Genomic DNA, 17,430 nt, shown 5'->3' with positions numbered 1-17,430 from the left:
CAATGACCTATGCCGCAAAAAATCTGACGACGGACGGACGGGAGCTGATCGCTTTCCGCGTCGGCGCTCAGGAATTCTGCGTGAACATCATGTCGGTGCGCGAGATCCGTGGCTGGACACCCGCGACGCCGATGCCGCATGCGCCATCCTATGTGCTCGGCGTGATCAATCTGCGTGGCGCCGTGCTGCCGATCGTCGATCTTTCGGCCCGTCTCGGCATGACGCCGGCCGATCCGACGGTCCGCCACGTCATCATTGTCGCGCAGGTGAAGAGCCAGGTCGTCGGCCTTCTGGTGGACGCCGTCTCCGACATCTTGACGATCACCGACGACAAGATCCAGCCGACGCCGGATGTCGTGTCCTCGGAGTTCGAGAAGAGCTTCGCCCGCGGCGTGCTCGCGATCGAAGGCCGGATGATCTGCCTCATCGAGCTGGAAGCCATCTTCCCACAGGAAGAAAGGGAAGCGGCATGAGGAACCAGGTCGCATTCGAACAGAAGCTGTCGCCGGACGAGTGCCTGGCAAGCGGCGAGTATCCGTTGACCCGTCGTGACCTCAACGAGATCGCCGCGATGATCTATGCGGATGCCGGTATCTATCTCAACGAGAGCAAGGCGTCGCTGGTCTATTCGCGGCTGTCGAAGCATATCCGCAATCTCGGGCTCAGGGGCTTCCGTGATTATTGCCAACTGGTTGCTTCACCTGCCGGTGCCGCCGCGCGCCGCGACATGCTTTCGCATCTGACCACCAACTTCACGCGGTTCTTTCGCGAGAACCACCACTTCGAGCACCTGAAGACCGAGGTGTTGCCGGAACTGATCGCACGCGCCAAGGCCGGCGGTCGCGTGCGCATCTGGTCGGCCGCCTGCTCCGACGGGCAGGAGCCCTATTCGATCGCGCTGACCGTTCTGTCGCTGCTACCGAACGCGGCCGACTACGACTTCCGCATCCTCGCGACCGACATCGATCCGAAGATCCTGGCGCTCGCCCGCGCCGGCGCCTACGACGCGACGGCGCTCGAAACGGTCAACCCGGCGATGCGCAAGCAATGGTTCTCCGAGGTCAATGTCGGCGGCCGCCTCAAGTGGCAGATCGATGACCGCGTCAAGCGGCTGATCACCTTCAACGAGTTGAACCTGATGGCGCAGTGGCCGTTCAAGGGTCCGTTCGACGTCATCTTCTGCCGCAACGTCGTCATCTATTTCGACGAGCCGACGCAGATGAAGATCTGGTCGCGCTTCGCCGGCATGCTGAACACTGCCGGTCATCTTTATATCGGCCATTCCGAGCGGGTGTCGGGTGACGCCAAGTCGCACTTCGACAACATCGGCATCACCACCTACCGCCATACCGGCAAGTTTCATGGAGGACGGGCATGACAGCTCCCGCTCGTGTTCTCGTCGTCGACGACTCGGCCACCATGCGTGGCCTGATTACCGCTGTCCTGAATGCCGACCCCGACGTGACCGTCGTCGGCCAGGCGGCCGATGCCATGGAAGCGCGTCAGGCGATCAAGCAGCTCGACCCCGACGTCGTCACGCTCGACATCGAAATGCCGAACATGAACGGCCTCGAATTCCTCGACAAGATCATGCGGCTGAGGCCAATGCCGGTCATCATGGTCTCGACGCTGACGCACAAGGGCGCGGAAGCGACGATCGCCGCGCTCGAAATCGGCGCCTTCGATTGCGTCGGCAAGCCGCATCCGGGCGACCCGCATCCCTTCGCCGGCCTAGTCGACAAGGTAAAGGCGGCCGCTCGTTCGCAGCGCAAGTTCATCATCACCGGTAACAAGATCGCGGGCTCGCCTGCTGCCGCCAATGCGAACACGGCTTCGGAATACCGGGCCGGTCGCAAGGTCATCGCCATCGGTGCTTCGACCGGCGGCGTGGAGGCGTTGATCACGGTGTTGCAGAAGTTCCCGGCCAATTGCCCGCCGACCGTCATCACGCAGCACATGCCGCACACCTTCACCAGGAGCTTTGCCGAGCGGCTGAACCGCCTGTGCGCGCCGACGGTGCAGGAGGCGACGGATGGCGCGCGGCTCGAAATCGGCAAGGTTTACCTGGCGCCCGGCGGCGAGCGCCATCTGCAGGTCGCGAATGCGACGGCACCTTGCTGCCGCCTGGTCGAACGCGAACCGGTCAACGGCCATCGCCCGTCGGTGGATGTGCTGTTCGATTCCGTTGCTGAACTCGCCGGCCGCAACGCGATCGGCGTCATTCTGACCGGCATGGGGCGCGATGGCGCCTCCGGTCTCCTGAAAATGCGGCATGCCGGAGCAAAGACCTTCGGACAAAACGAAAAGACATGCGTCGTCTACGGCATGCCGAGAGTCGCCTATGAATTGGGCGCCGTTGAAACCCAGCTTCCCCTCGGTTCCATCGGGGAGGAGGTCCTGAAAGCAGCGGCGCTCCGCAAGGAAGGAAGCGAATAATGTCCATCGCCGAAAAAATCAAAGTTCTGATCGTCGACGATCAGGTGACGAGCCGCCTGCTGCTGGGTGATGCCCTGCAGCAGCTCGGTTTCAAGCAGATCACCGCTGCCGGTGACGGGGAGCAGGGCATGAAGATCATGGCCCAGAACCCGCATCATCTGGTGATCTCCGACTTCAACATGCCGAAGATGGACGGTCTTGGCCTCTTGCAGGCGGTCCGTTCCAACCCGACGACCAAGAAGGCGGCCTTCATCATCCTGACGGCCCAGGGCGATCGCGCGCTGGTCCAGAAGGCGGCGGCCCTCGGTGCCAACAACGTACTCGCCAAGCCCTTCACCATCGAAAAGATGAAGGCTGCGATCGAGGCGGTATTCGGGGCGCTCAAATGAACATGGAAGCCGCCGGCAAGCGCGTGCATGTCATCCAGGGCGAGTACAAGGTCTTCAACGATCCGAATATCGTACTGTCGACCATTCTCGGCTCCTGCGTGGCTGCATGCATGCGCGATCCCGTGGTCGGCGTCGGCGGCATGAACCATTTCCTGCTGCCTGGTTCCGCGACGTCGCCCGCTTCCGGCGGTGACGCCACGCGCTACGGGGTGCATCTCATGGAACTCCTGATCAACGGACTGCTGAAGCAGGGCGCGCGTCGAGATCGTCTCGAAGCCAAGATCTTTGGCGGCGCCAAGACGATTGCGCGTTTCTCCAATGTCGGCGAACAGAATGCCGCCTTCGCACGGCAATTCCTGCTCGACGAAGGCATCCGCATCGTTGGCGAGAGCACCGGCGGCGAGCACGGCCGCAAGCTCGAATATTGGCCGTCCAGCGGCCGGGCCCGGCAATATGCCCTGACCGGCGTCGAGACGCAGCGCACCGTACAGATGGAGGAACGCCCGATCGTCGCGCCGAAGCCGGCCGAAAGCTCGATTGAATTCTTCTGATCCCGCGAGGCAGGCGCCTCGCAGTCCGCAAATACGACCTTCTACCGAAGCCCCGAGCCACGTGAGACATACCGATGCAGACTGACTACCAGGGCCACATGCCGCACGTGGAAGAAGCACTGCCCGAAGTGCTGATGCGAATCGTCACCGAACTGCACGACGTCGCCTATCTGATCGAACGGGTCGAACCGCAGCTTCTGGGTGACGAGGGCGTTGATGCGCTCGCAAACCCGGACAAGATGATGGTGCTCCAGGGCATCGACCTCGCCGTGCAGAAGACGCGTGGCCTCGCGGAATTCATCGACACCATAACGGCGTCGATCCCTGACAACTGGTTGGTCGACGTGACCACCGCGGTCAGCCTCGTCAAGCTTGCCGATATGAAGAAGGCACTTGGCAACGGCATGTTGCGCCACGGCCACTCCCAGCCATTGACCAAGGCAGCCGGTGATTTCGAGGCGTTCTGACGCTCGTCGGGAGCCCTGCTGACGCCGCGCCAGGACGATAAGTCTTTAGAATCAGGCATTTAATGGCACGATAACTCGTGGCCTGGCAAGGCTGCTCGTCCCGGATATCCGTCGCCGTGGGCTCTTGTTAGGCCGGTGGACAACTCCGCCGGCGCCGCCATCCGATCGGCCATCAGGCCGGATCAAGCCAAGTTCGCGCAAGTTTCATTTCCTACGGTCCCGACCGGGGCTGGTAGATTCGCGCGCATTGGAAGTCGATACGAAGCATGTCGATACCCAGCAAACCCGAATGTTGGAACTGCGCAGGGCGCTCGGCCGATGACCGGTCCGAATGTCCTGCGATACTGGGTGCGGAAACAGAATGAGTCTGTTGGATCAACTCTCCACGGTCACGAAGAACCTGAGCAATCTCGGGCAGGGCAAGCTGATCGCGCTGGCGGCAGCCGGCGTTGTCGCGGTCGGCCTGGTGCTCGGGGCGGGCATTTACGTCAACAGACCCTCGTTCGAAACGCTTTATGTCGGGCTCGAACGCAGCGATGTCACCCAGATCAGCATTGCGCTGGCCGAGGCCAACATCGACTTCAATGTCGGCTCCGACGGCGCCAGCCTCCAGGTTCCCGTCGGCATGACGAGCAAGGCGCGCCTGCTGCTTGCCGAGCGCGGCCTGCCGAGCAGCGCCAATGCCGGTTACGAACTCTTCGACAATGTCGGCTCGCTCGGCCTCACCTCCTTCATGCAGGAAGTGACGCGGGTACGTGCCCTCGAAGGCGAAATCGGCCGCACGATCCAGCAGATCTCGGGCATCGCCGCCGCCCGCGTCCACATCGTGATGCCGGAGCGCGGCAGTTTCCGCAAGGCTGACCAGAACCCCACTGCCTCGGTCATGATCCGTGCCAGCGCAACCGTCGGCCGCAGCGCCGCCGCCTCGATCCGCCATCTCGTCGCCTCTTCCGTGCCCGGGCTCGACGTCGATGACGTGACGGTGCTCGATTCGACGGGACAGTTGCTCGCCTCCGGTGACGACCCGGCCAACAGCGCTCTCAACCAGTCGCTCGGCGTTGTCCAGAACGTCCAGACCGAACTTGAGAAGAAGATCGACAATGCGCTGGCGCCCTTCCTCGGAATGGACAATTTCCGCTCGAGCGTTACTGCGCGGCTGAACACCGATACGCAGCAGATCCAGGAAACGGTCTTCGATCCGGAATCGCGGGTTGAGCGCTCCACGCGCGTGACCAAGGAAGAACAGAAGTCCAGCCAGCAGCAGCCGGACAATGCCGCGACCGTCCAGCAGAACATTCCGCAGGCTGCTCCCAGCGGCGGCGCCGGCCCGAAGTCCAGCGACGAGGCCGAGAAGAAGGAAGAGCAGACCAACTACGAGATCAACAGCAAGACGATCGCCACCGTCAAGAACAGCTACACGATCGAACGCCTCTCCGTCGCGGTCGTCGTCAACCGGGGCCGTCTGGCCGCGATGGTTGGCGAGCCGGCCGATCAGGCGAAGATCGACGCCTATCTGCAGGACATGCAGAAGATCGTTGCGTCCGCCGCCGGCCTCGATACGAGCCGCGGTGACGTCGTTACCCTGACGGCCATGGACTTCGTCGAAACGCAGTTGCTCGACCAGGCCGTCGCCGGCCCCGGCGTGATGGAAACGCTGACCCGCAATCTCGGCGGCATCATCAATGCCCTTGCCTTTATCGTGGTGGCCGCTCTGGTTGTCTGGGGCATGCGGCCGCTCGCCCGCCAACTCGGGTTCGGCAGCACCGCCGGCCAGCTCGAAGGCGAAGCCGCCGGTCTCGAATTGCCCGACTTCTCTCCGGCCAATGCCGGTGCCGGCGGGGCGCTCATGGAAGGCTTCGGGTCGGACTTCGGCTTCGACAGCACCGACGACCTGCTCAACATGGGCGAGGACGGTGGCTTCAACCGCCGCGTCAAGGAAGGGCCGGAAAGGCGCCTGGCCCGGATGGTCGAGATCAGCGAAGAACGCGCGGCGAAGATCCTGCGCAAATGGGCCCTCGACAAGGCCGCCTGATCCCGCCGCAGCCATGGCCGCCGCAATCAAACACGAATCCCGCCCTGGTGGCGGGATTTGTGTTTGTGGGCGCCACCACGGCATCCTTCGCGGCGGCTTCATGTTCGGGCCAAATATTATGAGAGTCCGGGCGCCTCCGTCGTCATCGTCGCGAAATTTGCTTCAAGTTTCGAAGCGAGGTCGCTGAGTCCCGCCGGATGCCGCGAATGGTAATATTTTAACGATATCTTAATTTATAGATTCGGCGCGGGCCCATGGCGTGCATCAGCTGCGGTCATGTACTGTACCGGATTCCCTCTATACATAGTCAAATCGAAATATAACTTTATCGAAATCAGGATTTATTCTGACAATTTCACAATTTATATATCGGTAAAATGAGAAGAATCCGAAAATCTCCTGGTGCATTTCAGCAACAGCCGTGAAAACAAAGTATAATTTCTCGCGGTTCTAATTTTCGGATATCGGCAACAAACGCCTGTTTTCCGGGCACAATGACGCCGGTAGGTCCTATCCGGAATTGCGGCAATCGCGGCGGAAAGCCAAGTTTTCGAACGGAAATGCGTTTTCTGTCAATTGGTTGCGCTTTGACGCCGGCAATGAACGTAGCTGGCCCGAACGTGCGAGGCGTGCTTGGCCCGAGCGCCGGACGTGAAGTAAATAGCCAGGACGGGGCGGTGGTATTTTTCTCGTGGCCATGTACATTTTTAGCAGTTGATTCGCGTCCTGATCTGCGACTGGTGGTAATAATCGGCTTCGGCCGGCTGTTGGCGGCGACAGTGCAAGTGCAGTTCCGGGATGTGAATCCGGTACGGGGGCTGAATTCATGGACATTTCGCAAGCAGACATCGCTGTCTGGCCTTTGCCGACGGCACCGACACGTGCGCGCGGCGGCGGGTTCTCGCGCGAGCAGCTTTTGCGAAGGCTGGGGGAAGTCGCCGGGCGGGGCGGCCTCGGCAGCGGTCTCTCGGCGCTGACGGAGTATGTCGGCGCGAGCCACTATATGCTGGCGCGTTACGACATCTCGCAGGACAACGGGCTCGATTTCGTGGTCTGCTCCGATTGGCCCTTTGATGTCGTCCGACGCCTCTCCGGCGTCGTCACGTCGCTCCACGCCAAGACGACCGAGCTGGAGAAATGTCTGGCGGTGCTGCAGCCGTGCTTCTACGCATTGCCCGATGATATCGACCTGCCGCGCGGCATCAGCCGCGAATACTGCGCGATCACCTTCAATGTAGGACGCCTGCGCTTCTCGCTGATGCTACTCGTACCGGAAGACGTGATCCTGTCGCAGGAGAGCCTGCGCGACGTCACGCTGCTTGCGGGCTACCTCGCAAGCTTCACCACGCGCGCAGAGGTCCGGCACGACCGGGATTTCGAGTTGACCGAACGCGAGCTCGAATGCCTCTTCTGGATCGCCGAGGGCAAGACCAGCGAAGAGATCGCGGTGATCCTCGGAATTTCGCGCAACACCATCAACAACTACATCACCAGTGTCATGCGCAAGACCGCGACCAGGACGCGATCGGAGGCGATCGCCTACGCGGTGCGCAACAATCTTGTGTAAGGAACGGGCGCGATGACGCATTTTCTCGGTGGTGGGCGGATTGACGACGACCACAAGCTCGCCAGACAGGGCAACCGCGCCGCCCGTGCCGCAACCCTGGTCACGCGTCTTCAAGCCATGCAGCGGCAGATCAATGCCAAGCACTTCGCCGTGCTGCGCCTCAACGGCAAGGGCACCGCCCGAAAGCTGACCTGCGTGCTCGACAATTGGGGCATTTCGGCCGAAGCGAACGCGCATGATCTCATCACCGCCTATGGCGAGGAACTGGTTACCCATCTCGATCAGTCGCTGCTGCCGGTGCTCTGGAATGGGGCAGGGGAACACCAGGCGGTCGAGGTCTCGGAACTCGCGCCCTTTGCGTACCGCTTGAAAGCGCGCAAGCTCGCCTATTCGGGCATCGCCTTTCCCGTCAGGCTCGGCGCCCAGGGCAACGGCTACGTGATATTTGCTGGCAGCTACGTCGATGCCTCGACGGAACAGGTGGTGGATCTGCACGGCCGCAGTTGCATGATCATGACCGACCTGCTGGCTGCCGACGAAAAGCGCATGGCACCGGCCGAAACCCTGAGCGACCGCGAGATCGCCTGCCTGCAGATGGCAGGCGACGGCCATATCAGCGAAGAGATCGCCGAGCGCATGGGCCTCTCCGTCCACACGGTCAACGCCTATCTGGGGGCGGCGACCACGAAGCTCGACTCGGTCAATCGCATCCAGGCGATCGCCAAGGCCATTCGCCTTGGTTACATCAGCTAAGAGCGCTCGGCGGGATCGGGCGCTGCGCCTCCCACAAGGGCATTAAGCGCTGGCGCCCTCGGCAAGTTGAGGGGGCTCTGGCGCGGTTCTCTCAGCTTGCGAGCGGCAATTCGTAGGACTTGATGAACTTTGCGTCCGCCAGGCTTCGGGCCAGGAATGCCGTGTTCTCGTCCGGGTCGGCAGACGGGTTCTGGAAGCTGATATGGCTGATCTCGATACCGGCCGTCTCGTTGCCGAGCGACAGGCGCGCATAGATGGTGACGCCGCGGGGCTTGAGCTCCAGGTCGAGGACGATTTCCGGCTCGCAATCCCAATCCAGATTGTAGTTGCCGCCGAGGCCGAAGTTGACCGTGCCGGGCAGAAAGTAAAGTTCTGCCGCCGATTCGACGAGATCGGCGAGGCTTGCGTAGGATTCGAACCGCAAGAGTGCGATGAAATCGGCGGCGTCGATGAGCCGCAGTTCGGTCGCCACGGGGCGGATTGCTTCAGCGACGATCTGTTCCCGTTTCTCGGAGAATTCGCACTTTTTCATCGGAGTTATGTCATCCGTTTTGGTTGCGACGCATGCACCCTGTGAATGAGCTCGGCAACAGCCTTGTAAAACACGGGTGGAATCACACTATCGACCGAGACTTGTGCAAACATGGAGCGTGCGAGTGGCGGGTCCTCGAAGACGGGCACGCCATTTTTCTCCGCAATTTCACGGATTTTCAGGGCAACCAGATCCTGGCCCATCGCCACGACGACGGGCGCGTCGTTTTCCTCGCGGACATAGCGCAAGGCAACGGCGTAGTGGGTCGGGTTGGCGATGACCAGCGTGGCGCGTGGTACGGACGAGATCATCCGCTTGCGCGCCCGATCACGCTGCATCGAGCGCAGGCGCGATTTGACGATTGGATCGCCCTGGGCCTGCTTCATTTCCTCCTTCACTTCCTGCTTGGTCATCATCAGTTCGGTGTACCAATGATGGCGCGACCAGAAGAGGTCGGCGATCGCCAGAACTGCGGTGGCAAACAGGATGACGATCATGATCTCGTTGAGGTCGCTCGTCATCGTCGAAAATATCGTGACCGGATCGGAGAACATCAGGTCGAGCGTCGCAAAGTAGTCGTTCCACAGCACCAGCACGACGACGACGGAGACGATGATGATCTTGAACAGGGACTTGCCGAACTCGACCAGTCCCTGCACGCCGAAGATGCGCTTGAACCCAGCCATCGGTGAAATGCGATTGAGCTTCGGCTGGATGCGGTCCAGGACCGGCCGCGGCAGGTTCTGGAAGATCGAGGAACCGACGCCGAAGATGATGAGCAGCACGAAGGCCGGGACGAGCAGCGCGGTCGATTTCCATGCGAGATGGGTGATGAGCGCCACCACGTCGGTCGAATTTTCCAGCCGCCACGCTTCGGGCTGCTCGAAGATGTCCTTGAGCGCCTCCGCCATGGTGCTGACGCCGTCGGCGAGGAAGAAGACGAAGAAGATGTAGATCGCCAGCGTCGAGGCGAACATTGTCGCCTCGCGAGAGAAAGGCACATTACCCTTCTCGGCGGCGTCGGAGATCTTCTTCTCGGACGGGGCCTCTGTTTTGCTGTCTTTATCCTGATCATCAGACATGAAGCAGGAAGGCTCCGGTTACACCAGCGCAGCCTCGTTCGCGTTTTCCATCAGCGCCGCGCGCCTGTTCAGGCGCAAGAAGCCTGCTGCACCACGTTGAGCTGCCGCATCATTATCCCGCAATCGATTCCGATCTCGGAAGCCATGCAGTAGTGAACCCGAAACGCAGGGCAGACAAGCGTTGAGCCCCGGCATATGCAGGGGCTCAACAGGAAATACCGTGGCGAAAGGGGGGTCAGGCCGTCTGCGCGCTGTGCGATCAGGCTGCTTGCGCGTCCTTCTCCTTGAGCTCGAGCTGGCCGCTGGCTGCCAGGCGGATGGCCTCCTGGGTGATCGAACGCCGTGCGATCGCGATGTCGCGCGGGTTGATGCCGGCATCGCCCATGGCGAGATCGGATTCGATCATGCGGCGCTGGCGTGCGCCGATCGAGGCGAGTACCGATTCGCGCAATTCGGCCGTCGAACCGCGCAGCGCCATCGTGATGATGTCGGTCGACACGTCGTTGAAGAGCTGTACGCGGCTGCGCTGCGGCATGTGGAGCACGTCGTCGAACAGGAAGATCTTCGGACGCACCTTGTTGGCGGAAGCGGTGCTGAGCGATTCGAGCGACGCGAGCAGGGTGTCCACCTGCGGCTTGTCGAGTTCGTTCATCACCTCGGCGATCTTGGCCGGGCCGGCCGAATTGCGTTCCGCTTCCATCTCGCCGATCATTTCCATGACGCGCTTCTCGATGATCGCGGCTGCCTTCGGGTTGACGTCCTTCATGTTGACGGCGCGCTTGAGGATGTCTGGGCGCTGTTCTTCGGAAAGCTGCAGCAGCACCTTGGCGCCGAAGCCCGAAGGCATCATCGACAGAACGTAGGCGATCGTCTGCGGATGTTCCTTGGCAAGCTGGACCGAGACGGCGACCGGGTCGCATTCCTGCAGGCGGTCCCAGATGCTGGCCTCGTAGGACTGGAACGTGGCGCGGCGGCCGAGCAGGCCGTCGACCTCGTCCGGGGTCAGGCCTTCTTCGAGGATGCTTTCGATCGCCTTGGCATTGTCCATCAGCCCGGCGCCCTCGGTGAAGAGGTCTTCGAATTCGTTGACGAGCGCTTCGAGCTCATGCGGCGGAATGGCGCGCAGCGACTGCGCCGCGGCGATGATCGACTGCAACTCGCTCTGGGTGAAGAACTTCAAGAGCTTGCTTGCGACGCCCTTGCCCATGGCAAGCAGGACGGCCGCTGCCTTGTCCGTCTGGCTCAGCGGCCTTGATAGCGCCTGAGCCTCGAAACTTTCGAAATCCATCATGGATTCATCCTTCGCCCGGTCACAAGATCACGATGATTTTGGGTCGGATCGACCCAAAATCATAAACGTGATCGATTCTCATAAGTTAGAGCGGGATGCGGGCGGAAAACCGTAAACACTTTTCCTCATCCCGCTCTTGGCTCTATGACTTCTTGCTGCCCTTGATCTCGATGAGCTTGACGCCGAAGCGCGTATCGTCGCCTTCGAGAACGGTAATTTCACCGCGGCCGATCACCCGGCCGTTGACCATGATCTCGACAGGCTCGCCAATCCGGCGATCCAGCGCGATCGTTGCACCTTCGCTCAAGCCCATGAGACCGGAAACCTGCATGCGGCTCGTGCCGAGCACGATCTGGACATCGATCGGGATATCCATGATCAGGTCGAGATTGGCCGTCATGCCGCTGCCGGGCGGCGTGTCGATCGCCGCTTCAGCGCCATCGAAGGACGTCGTGCCGAAATCCGCGCCGCCGAAGTCGCCCGAAACGGAACCGCCGCTGAGATCGGCGCCGAAGTCGCTGGAGCCGAAGTTGCCGCCGAACGCGTCGAGGCCGCCGGCCGGGGTGCCGAATTCGCTGCCGAAATCGGTTGCCGCGCCCGTGGGTTCGCTGCCGAAATCCGAGCCGAAGGCTGCCGGCGCATCCGAATCCTGCTTGAGGACACCGCGCAGGTCATTGATCGCCTGGTCGAGTTCCATGTCTCCGACCGCGACGTCTGCCTCGTTGATGGGTGCTTTCTTGGGTGCCATGTGAGAACTATTCCAGTTGAAGCTTGCCTCAGGCATGCTGCGAGCGCGCGGCAGGCCGATTTAACTCATGATGTGGCGAAGGATGTCCTGTTCCGAGCCGTGGGTGTCCTTGACCCTGACCGTGTATTTCGATCCCGACCGTCCGAATTCGCAGACATAGAGGTCGCGGCCGTTGGCGTTGACGTCGACGCGAACATCCTGGGCGTCGTGGAAGGGAATGACGTCGCCCGCCTGCAGCCGGCTGATCGTTTCGAGCGTCAGGCTTTCGAGCCGGATCCGCGCCTCGATCGTGACGGCGGAGCGGCGCACCTGTTCCTCGAGCTGCTCGGTCCATTCGGCCTTTGCGTTGCGCTGCTGACCGCTGCCCTTCGGGAAGACGATGGTGGTCTTCAGGAGCACGCTCTGTGGAACGATGACGGAGAAGGTGGACATGACCGGGCCGAAGCCGATCGTCATGTCGATGGCGCCCGCATGGATGTCCTCGATCATCGGATCGGGCTTGGGACGCGAAGCGCTGTTGAGCGGACGTTCGACGATCGGTTCGAAACCACCCGGCGCATTGACGGCGGTGCGCAGCACGTCGGCGATCTTTTCGAAAAGCGGCACCGCGACATCGATCTCGATCTGCGAGAGCGCACGCGGCTGCGGCTCCTCGATCCCGGCTGGCTCGGCGCCGAGCAGCGCCTCGACGAGAGTGATGATGATCGGGCTGTCGCAGCCGATCTGGAAATCCGCGCACCAGTTGCGCAACGACACGTCACTGATCACCACGCCGGTGCCGAGGCCGGCGATCAACTCCTGCCGGAGTCCCGTCCGGAAACCGGCATAGCCGATCGTGATGTCGAGGCCCGTTTCCGCCCGGCAGATGTCGGGCAGGAATTCGCCGAAGACCTGGCCGAGTTCGAGCGCCAGCCGGCCGATCACCCGGTCGTCACCGAGCGCGCCGGTCATGCGCGCCAGGAGTTTCCGGTCGAATGCGTGAACGTTGGAACTCATGGGATCAGGCCGCCTTGCTTTCGCTGCCACCGCCGGGGTTCATCATTTCCTGCTCGACCGCGTCGATCGACGGACGCTCATAGGCCGAGATGGTCTTGCGGCCGTATTCGAGAGCGACCTGCGGTACCGAGCCATTCATGTAGGCAAGCAGCGTCTGCTTGACGATGACATAGAGCCGGTTCTGCTTTTCGCGCACCGATTTGATGTTGGCGACAACCGGCGCCACGATCGAATAGGACAGGAACACGCCGAGCAGCGTGCCGACGAGTGCGGCTGCGATCTTGGCGCCGAGAACTTCCGGCGCCTCGCTGATCGCGCCCATGGCCTTGATGACGCCGAGAACCGCGGCGACGATGCCGATGGCCGGGAAGGCATCGCCCATCGTCGTCAGCGCGTGGTAGCACTTCATCTTGTCGTGGGTGATGGTCTGGATTTCCTCGTCCATCAGCGCTTCGATCTCGTGCGAACGGGCGTTGCCGATGATGATCAGGCGCACATAGTCGCAGATGAAGGCCGTCAGTTCCTTGTTCTTCAGAACCGTCGGCGCCGACTGGAAGATCGAGGATTCTTCCGGGTTGTCGATGTGGCTTTCGATCTCGTTGCGCGACTTGGTGCGCAGGTCCCGCATCAGCGAATAGAGAACGCCGAGCGTGTCGAGATATTCGCGCTCCTTCGGTACCCTGTGGCGAAAGGCTTCGCCGAGTGCCTTGCCGGTATCCTTCACCACCTTCATCGAATTGGCCATGATGAAGCCGCCGACGCCGGCCCCGCCGATGATCAACAGTTCGAAGGGCTGGTTGAGGACCTCCATGTGGCCGCCCATGGCCAGATAGCCGCCGAGAATGCAGCCGAACGTCACAAGAAGCCCGATGATGATGTTCATTTTCGATACCTGTCGCGATCCTATTTTCCGCTAACGGGATACGGTTTCATCCTTGCGTGAGGCTGGCCGGTACGGGCGGCGAAGCCTTTCACTGGAACAGGTTCGCGCAAGGCTATCCGGTCAGGATTTGCCAAGGCAGGGCGCATGCTCTGTCTCAGTCATTCCGGCAGGGGCGAACCGATCGTGACCACGACCTATACGAGCTACAAGCTGATAACGGCCGACTTGACGAAGTCGCTGGCCCGCGTCGCCGAACAGCCGGATGTGGCGCGCGAGACGGAATACTACCTGTCGAAGATCGGTGACGTGAAAACGATCGACGATTTCTTTGCCGATACCAGGCTCTATAACTACGCCATGAAGGCCCACGGTCTCGAAGACATGGCCTATGCCAAGGCTTTCATGCGCAAGGTGCTGACCGAAGGCATCGACAATGACGACGCCTTTGCCAACAAGCTGACCGACAACCGCTACAAGCAACTCGTCGAATCGCTGAATTTTGCCGCCCAGGGTGCGGCCGCCACATCCTTCGACCGCGCGCAGAAGGGCGTTGCCGACAAATATGCCCGCCAGACGCTGGAGCAGAATGCCGGTGAGGAGAATGCCGGCGTACGGCTCGCCCTTTACTTTGCGCGCATGGCGCCGACGATCAGCAGTGGTTATGCCATCATCGCCGACGAGGCGCTGGCCCAGGTAGTGCGCACCGCCCTGCAACTGCCCGACGAATTCGCCGCGACCGATGTCGATCGGCAGGCCGAGGCCTATGAAGAGGCGATCGATTTCAAGGATTTCCAGAACCCGAGCAAGGTGACCGAGTTTCTCGACCGGTTCACGGCGCTCTGGGAAACCAAAAATTCAACGGACGGTTATGATCCGCTCGCAGTCTTCGGTTCTTCGAGCGGCTACGGCATCTCTTCCGATCTTCTCCTGTCCATCAACAGCCTGAAACTCGGGGGACGCTGAACGTGCAGACCGGTCTTTACGTCGCGATTTCGTCGCAGATGGCGCTCGAAAAGCGCCTCAACACGCTCGCCGACAACATCGCGAATGCCAGCACCGTCGGCTTCCGCGGTACCGAGGTGAAGTTCAACCAGATGCTCGGCGATACGAAGCCGACCAAGGTTGCCTATGTCAGCAAGGGCGAGGAGTTCCTGAACACCAGCAACGGCTCGCTGACGCGGACCGGCTCGGCGCTCGACTTCGCCGTCAAGGGCGACGCCTGGTTTCAGATCGAGACGCCGGCCGGCCCGGCGCTCACGCGCGACGGGCGCTTCACGCTGACGGACGCCGGAGAACTCGTGACGATCCGCGGCTATCCGGTACTCGACGCCGGTGGTGCGCCGATCCAGCTCAACGGCAATAGCGGGGAAATCACGGTTGGCGCCGATGGTGCGCTTCACCAGAACGGCGTCGCGGTCGCCTCGCTCGGCCTCTACCAGGCCGATTTCAGCAACGGCTTCGTCCGTCTCGACAACAGCGCCGTGCAGCCGGCGATGCAGCCGGAGCCGGTGGTCGACCGCTTCGATGTCGGCGTGATGCAGGGTTTCGTCGAGGAGTCCAACGTCAATGCCGTCCAGGAAATGTCGCAGCTGATCATGGTCACGCGCGCCTTCGACAACATCACCGCCCTGTTGCGTGATAGCGAAGGATCGCTCGAGGAAGCGGTCAAGACGCTCGGCGGCAGTCGCTAATTTCTGACGGGTACCGGCATGCAACGCGAAGGCCTGAAGACAAGCGCGGGATCGACCTCTCTGGCAGCACTTGCCGGCCTCGTCGAGCGCTATGCAAAGCCCGAATTCTCGATCGCTCCCGGCGGTCACGTGCAGACGATCTCGCCCGGTCACTACACGGTAACCGGCCTGTCGCGGCATGTGCGGCTCGGTGATTTCGTCGCCCACAAGAGCGTCACCGGAACCCATCTCGGCGAAGTGGTGCGGGTCGAGCCCGAGCGGGTGGTCGTCTGCCCGATCGAGCCGGGTGATCCCATCGGTATCCACGACACCGTGATCCGCAAGGGCGCTTTCCGCGTCGCGCCGACAGACCAATGGTGCGGCCGCACCATCAATGCGCTCGGCGAGCCGATCGACGGTCTCGGGCCGCTGCTGCAGGGCGAGGTGCGCCGCTCGATCTCCAACACCGCGCCGCCGTCGATGAGCCGCAAGCGGGTGGAGAAGGGCTTTGTCACCGGCGTCAGGGCGATCGACATCTTTTCGCCCCTCTGCCTCGGCCAGCGTCTCGGCATCTTCGCCGGTTCCGGCGTCGGCAAGTCGACGCTGCTGTCCATGCTGGCGCGAGCAGACGCCTTCGACAAGGTGGTGATCGCGCTGGTCGGCGAGCGCGGCCGTGAAGTGCGCGAATTCATCGAAGATACGCTCGGCGACAATCTCGCAAAGTCGGTCGCGGTGGTGGCGACCAGCGACGAAAGCCCGATGCTGCGCAAGATGGCGCCGCTGACCGCCGTCACCATCGCCGAGCACTACCGCGACAATGGCGACAACGTGCTGCTGATCGTCGACAGCGTGACGCGTTTCGCACATGCGATCCGCGAAGTGGCGACGGCTTCCGGCGAGCCCCCGATCGCCCGCGGCTACCCGGCCTCCGTCTTCACCGAACTGCCGCGCCTGCTGGAGCGTGCCGGACCCGGCACGGAAGGCACGGGCACGATCACGGCGATCATCTCCATCCTCGTCGATGGCGACAACCACAACGACCCGGTCGCCGACTCGACACGTGGCATTCTCGACGGTCACATCGTTCTCGAACGCAGCCTTGCGGAAGAGGGGCGTTATCCCCCGATCAATCCGCTCGCCTCGATCTCGCGTCTGGCGCGCAAGGCCTGGACGCCGGATCAGGAAAAGCTGGTGGCGCGTCTGAAGGCGCTGATCCACCGCTTCGAGGAAACCCGCGACCTTCGCCTGATCGGCGGTTACCGCCCCGGTGGCGATCCCGACCTCGACATGGCGATCAAGCAGGTGCCGGTCATCTATGAGGTGCTGACGCAGACCGCCGGTGAGCGCCCGGCGCAGGACGCTTTTGCCGATCTTGCGAATGCATTGAAGGCGGCGGCGATGGGCAATCAACCGGGCGCGAGGGCGAGGTGATGGCGGTGACCGATTACGATGCGGATGAAAAGGTGCATCAGCGCAAGCGAAGCAGCCGCATGCCGATGACCGACAAGTTCCTGGCCGCGACCGGCGTCGCGCTTGCCGCTTTCGCGACCTTCTTTCCCTGGTACGCCTTCTTCCATCAGGACAAGTTCACCATGCCGCCGCTCTGGCAGGGTTCCACCCGCGATCTGCCGGAGCGCGCCGCCCGCAACGTCGTCTCGGTCTCGCCGCTGGCGATGCCCGATGCCGACGGTGAGGCGCTTGCCGCGATCGATCAGCTGACGACGGCGACGGTGCCGGGCATCGGCGCTGGTCCGGCTCCCGAAGGGTCGGCTGCGGAAGAGGGGCTGTCGCAGCCCTTTCCCGGCAAGTCTGGTTTCAAGCTGATGCATGTCGCCAATGGCCGGGCGCTGATCGAGGATGCGAGCGGCATGTACATCGTGCGCATCGGCTCGGTTCTGCCCGACAATACCCGGCTCGCCACGCTCGAGCAGCGCGACGGCCATTGGGTGATGATCACCTCGTCAGGCGAAGTCTACCAAGCCGACTGATTTGCCAGCGCATCGTCAGGATGATGGTCGCGCATCTCCTCGGAT

Annotated in this window: 19 protein-coding genes; 13 read left to right on the top strand and 6 right to left on the bottom strand. The window is 62.1% G+C overall.

What is annotated here, in order from left to right; translation table 11 throughout:
- Nucleotides 1–2 precede the first annotated feature (2 nt).
- From AC0C6X_RS02460 to visR, 9 genes are all read left to right on the top strand, one after another.
- Nucleotides 3–473, top strand: a complete 471-nt coding sequence (locus AC0C6X_RS02460; RefSeq protein WP_429812593.1) for a chemotaxis protein CheW — start codon at nucleotides 3–5, stop codon at nucleotides 471–473.
- Nucleotides 470–1,378, top strand: a complete 909-nt coding sequence (gene cheR / locus AC0C6X_RS02455) for a protein-glutamate O-methyltransferase CheR (RefSeq protein ID WP_472951732.1) — start codon at nucleotides 470–472, stop codon at nucleotides 1,376–1,378. The genes AC0C6X_RS02460 and cheR overlap by 4 nt, the downstream gene beginning before the upstream one ends.
- Nucleotides 1,375–2,436 carry a protein-glutamate methylesterase/protein-glutamine glutaminase gene (locus AC0C6X_RS02450; protein WP_247958118.1) on the top strand — a complete coding sequence of 354 codons (1,062 nt, stop codon included), beginning with the start codon at nucleotides 1,375–1,377 and terminating at the stop codon, nucleotides 2,434–2,436. The genes cheR and AC0C6X_RS02450 overlap by 4 nt, the downstream gene beginning before the upstream one ends.
- Nucleotides 2,436–2,825 (top strand): response regulator, encoded by a 390-nt coding sequence (locus tag AC0C6X_RS02445; protein ID WP_034851752.1) that lies wholly within the window; start codon nucleotides 2,436–2,438, stop codon nucleotides 2,823–2,825. The genes AC0C6X_RS02450 and AC0C6X_RS02445 overlap by 1 nt, the downstream gene beginning before the upstream one ends.
- A complete protein-coding gene (gene cheD, locus AC0C6X_RS02440) occupies nucleotides 2,822–3,376 on the top strand; it encodes a chemoreceptor glutamine deamidase CheD (protein ID WP_173515582.1) in 555 nt (184 codons plus the stop codon). The genes AC0C6X_RS02445 and cheD overlap by 4 nt, the downstream gene beginning before the upstream one ends.
- A 74-nt stretch (nucleotides 3,377–3,450) precedes the next feature.
- Complete coding sequence (cheT, locus tag AC0C6X_RS02435; RefSeq protein WP_173515583.1) at nucleotides 3,451–3,843, top strand: chemotaxis protein CheT; 393 nt, start codon at nucleotides 3,451–3,453, stop codon at nucleotides 3,841–3,843.
- Nucleotides 3,844–4,204: 361 nt separating this feature from the next.
- Nucleotides 4,205–5,875, top strand: coding sequence for a flagellar basal-body MS-ring/collar protein FliF (gene fliF, locus AC0C6X_RS02430; RefSeq protein WP_173515584.1), 1,671 nt, complete (start codon nucleotides 4,205–4,207; stop codon nucleotides 5,873–5,875).
- 826 nt (nucleotides 5,876–6,701) lie between these two features.
- Nucleotides 6,702–7,442 (top strand): transcriptional regulator VisN, encoded by a 741-nt coding sequence (gene visN, locus AC0C6X_RS02425; RefSeq protein WP_472951727.1) that lies wholly within the window; start codon nucleotides 6,702–6,704, stop codon nucleotides 7,440–7,442.
- 12 nt (nucleotides 7,443–7,454) lie between these two features.
- Complete coding sequence (visR, locus tag AC0C6X_RS02420; protein WP_173515586.1) at nucleotides 7,455–8,195, top strand: transcriptional regulator VisR; 741 nt, start codon at nucleotides 7,455–7,457, stop codon at nucleotides 8,193–8,195.
- A 91-nt stretch (nucleotides 8,196–8,286) separates the two neighbouring features.
- Here the strand turns inward: visR and AC0C6X_RS02415 are convergent, their stop codons facing one another.
- The 6 genes from AC0C6X_RS02415 to motA all read right to left on the bottom strand — a co-directional run bounded on the left by AC0C6X_RS02415 (nucleotide 8,287) and on the right by motA (nucleotide 13,727).
- Nucleotides 8,287–8,727 (bottom strand): hypothetical protein, encoded by a 441-nt coding sequence (locus tag AC0C6X_RS02415; RefSeq protein ID WP_173515587.1) that lies wholly within the window; start codon nucleotides 8,725–8,727, stop codon nucleotides 8,287–8,289.
- A gap of 5 nt (nucleotides 8,728–8,732) precedes the next feature.
- Complete coding sequence (flhB, locus tag AC0C6X_RS02410) at nucleotides 8,733–9,809, bottom strand: flagellar biosynthesis protein FlhB (protein ID WP_173515588.1); 1,077 nt, start codon at nucleotides 9,807–9,809, stop codon at nucleotides 8,733–8,735.
- Between the two features lie 259 nt (nucleotides 9,810–10,068).
- Nucleotides 10,069–11,100 (bottom strand): flagellar motor switch protein FliG, encoded by a 1,032-nt coding sequence (gene fliG, locus AC0C6X_RS02405; protein WP_472951725.1) that lies wholly within the window; start codon nucleotides 11,098–11,100, stop codon nucleotides 10,069–10,071.
- Between the two features lie 142 nt (nucleotides 11,101–11,242).
- Nucleotides 11,243–11,848, bottom strand: a complete 606-nt coding sequence (gene fliN, locus AC0C6X_RS02400) for a flagellar motor switch protein FliN (protein ID WP_173515590.1) — start codon at nucleotides 11,846–11,848, stop codon at nucleotides 11,243–11,245.
- A 60-nt stretch (nucleotides 11,849–11,908) separates the two neighbouring features.
- Nucleotides 11,909–12,844, bottom strand: coding sequence for a FliM/FliN family flagellar motor switch protein (locus AC0C6X_RS02395; protein ID WP_173515591.1), 936 nt, complete (start codon nucleotides 12,842–12,844; stop codon nucleotides 11,909–11,911).
- A gap of 4 nt (nucleotides 12,845–12,848) precedes the next feature.
- On the bottom strand, nucleotides 12,849–13,727 hold the full coding sequence (gene motA / locus AC0C6X_RS02390; RefSeq protein ID WP_173515592.1) for a flagellar motor stator protein MotA: 879 nt from the start codon (nucleotides 13,725–13,727) through the stop codon (nucleotides 12,849–12,851).
- 183 nt (nucleotides 13,728–13,910) lie between these two features.
- Between motA and AC0C6X_RS02385 the strand changes: the two genes are divergently transcribed.
- From AC0C6X_RS02385 to AC0C6X_RS02370, 4 genes are read left to right on the top strand one after another with little or no spacing between them, the layout of a single operon-like run.
- The gene (locus AC0C6X_RS02385) at nucleotides 13,911–14,690 is read left to right on the top strand and encodes a DUF1217 domain-containing protein (RefSeq protein ID WP_472951859.1); all 780 of its coding nucleotides are present in this window, start codon (nucleotides 13,911–13,913) and stop codon (nucleotides 14,688–14,690) included.
- 2 nt (nucleotides 14,691–14,692) lie between these two features.
- Nucleotides 14,693–15,418: a flagellar basal-body rod protein FlgF gene (gene flgF / locus AC0C6X_RS02380; RefSeq protein ID WP_173515593.1), complete on the top strand. Its 726-nt coding sequence runs from the start codon at nucleotides 14,693–14,695 to the stop codon at nucleotides 15,416–15,418.
- 18 nt (nucleotides 15,419–15,436) lie between these two features.
- Nucleotides 15,437–16,828 (top strand): flagellar protein export ATPase FliI, encoded by a 1,392-nt coding sequence (gene fliI / locus AC0C6X_RS02375; RefSeq protein WP_472951721.1) that lies wholly within the window; start codon nucleotides 15,437–15,439, stop codon nucleotides 16,826–16,828.
- Entirely contained in the window at nucleotides 16,828–17,385 is a 558-nt protein-coding gene (locus tag AC0C6X_RS02370) for a flagellar protein (RefSeq protein ID WP_472951719.1), read from the top strand. Before fliI ends, AC0C6X_RS02370 begins: the two co-directional genes overlap by 1 nt.
- Nucleotides 17,386–17,430 lie beyond the last annotated feature (45 nt).

The organism is Ensifer sp. VA4 (assembly GCF_055710065.1).
This window is presented reverse-complemented; position numbering and strand designations above follow the sequence as displayed.

Bases quoted from the DNA above. Each gene is read 5' to 3' on its own strand.
- AC0C6X_RS02460 (WP_429812593.1), top strand. From the start codon at position 3: ATGACCTATGCCGCAAAAAATCTGACGACGGACGGACGGGAGCTGATC.
- cheR (WP_472951732.1), top strand. From the start codon at position 470: ATGAGGAACCAGGTCGCATTCGAACAGAAGCTGTCGCCGGACGAGTGC.
- AC0C6X_RS02450 (WP_247958118.1), top strand. From the start codon at position 1,375: ATGACAGCTCCCGCTCGTGTTCTCGTCGTCGACGACTCGGCCACCATG.
- AC0C6X_RS02445 (WP_034851752.1), top strand. From the start codon at position 2,436: ATGTCCATCGCCGAAAAAATCAAAGTTCTGATCGTCGACGATCAGGTG.
- cheD (WP_173515582.1), top strand. From the start codon at position 2,822: ATGAACATGGAAGCCGCCGGCAAGCGCGTGCATGTCATCCAGGGCGAG.
- cheT (WP_173515583.1), top strand. From the start codon at position 3,451: ATGCAGACTGACTACCAGGGCCACATGCCGCACGTGGAAGAAGCACTG.
- fliF (WP_173515584.1), top strand. From the start codon at position 4,205: ATGAGTCTGTTGGATCAACTCTCCACGGTCACGAAGAACCTGAGCAAT.
- visN (WP_472951727.1), top strand. From the start codon at position 6,702: ATGGACATTTCGCAAGCAGACATCGCTGTCTGGCCTTTGCCGACGGCA.
- visR (WP_173515586.1), top strand. From the start codon at position 7,455: ATGACGCATTTTCTCGGTGGTGGGCGGATTGACGACGACCACAAGCTC.
- AC0C6X_RS02415 (WP_173515587.1), bottom strand. From the start codon at position 8,727: ATGAAAAAGTGCGAATTCTCCGAGAAACGGGAACAGATCGTCGCTGAA.
- flhB (WP_173515588.1), bottom strand. From the start codon at position 9,809: ATGTCTGATGATCAGGATAAAGACAGCAAAACAGAGGCCCCGTCCGAG.
- fliG (WP_472951725.1), bottom strand. From the start codon at position 11,100: ATGATGGATTTCGAAAGTTTCGAGGCTCAGGCGCTATCAAGGCCGCTG.
- fliN (WP_173515590.1), bottom strand. From the start codon at position 11,848: ATGGCACCCAAGAAAGCACCCATCAACGAGGCAGACGTCGCGGTCGGA.
- AC0C6X_RS02395 (WP_173515591.1), bottom strand. From the start codon at position 12,844: ATGAGTTCCAACGTTCACGCATTCGACCGGAAACTCCTGGCGCGCATG.
- motA (WP_173515592.1), bottom strand. From the start codon at position 13,727: ATGAACATCATCATCGGGCTTCTTGTGACGTTCGGCTGCATTCTCGGC.
- fliI (WP_472951721.1), top strand. From the start codon at position 15,437: ATGCAACGCGAAGGCCTGAAGACAAGCGCGGGATCGACCTCTCTGGCA.
- AC0C6X_RS02370 (WP_472951719.1), top strand. From the start codon at position 16,828: ATGGCGGTGACCGATTACGATGCGGATGAAAAGGTGCATCAGCGCAAG.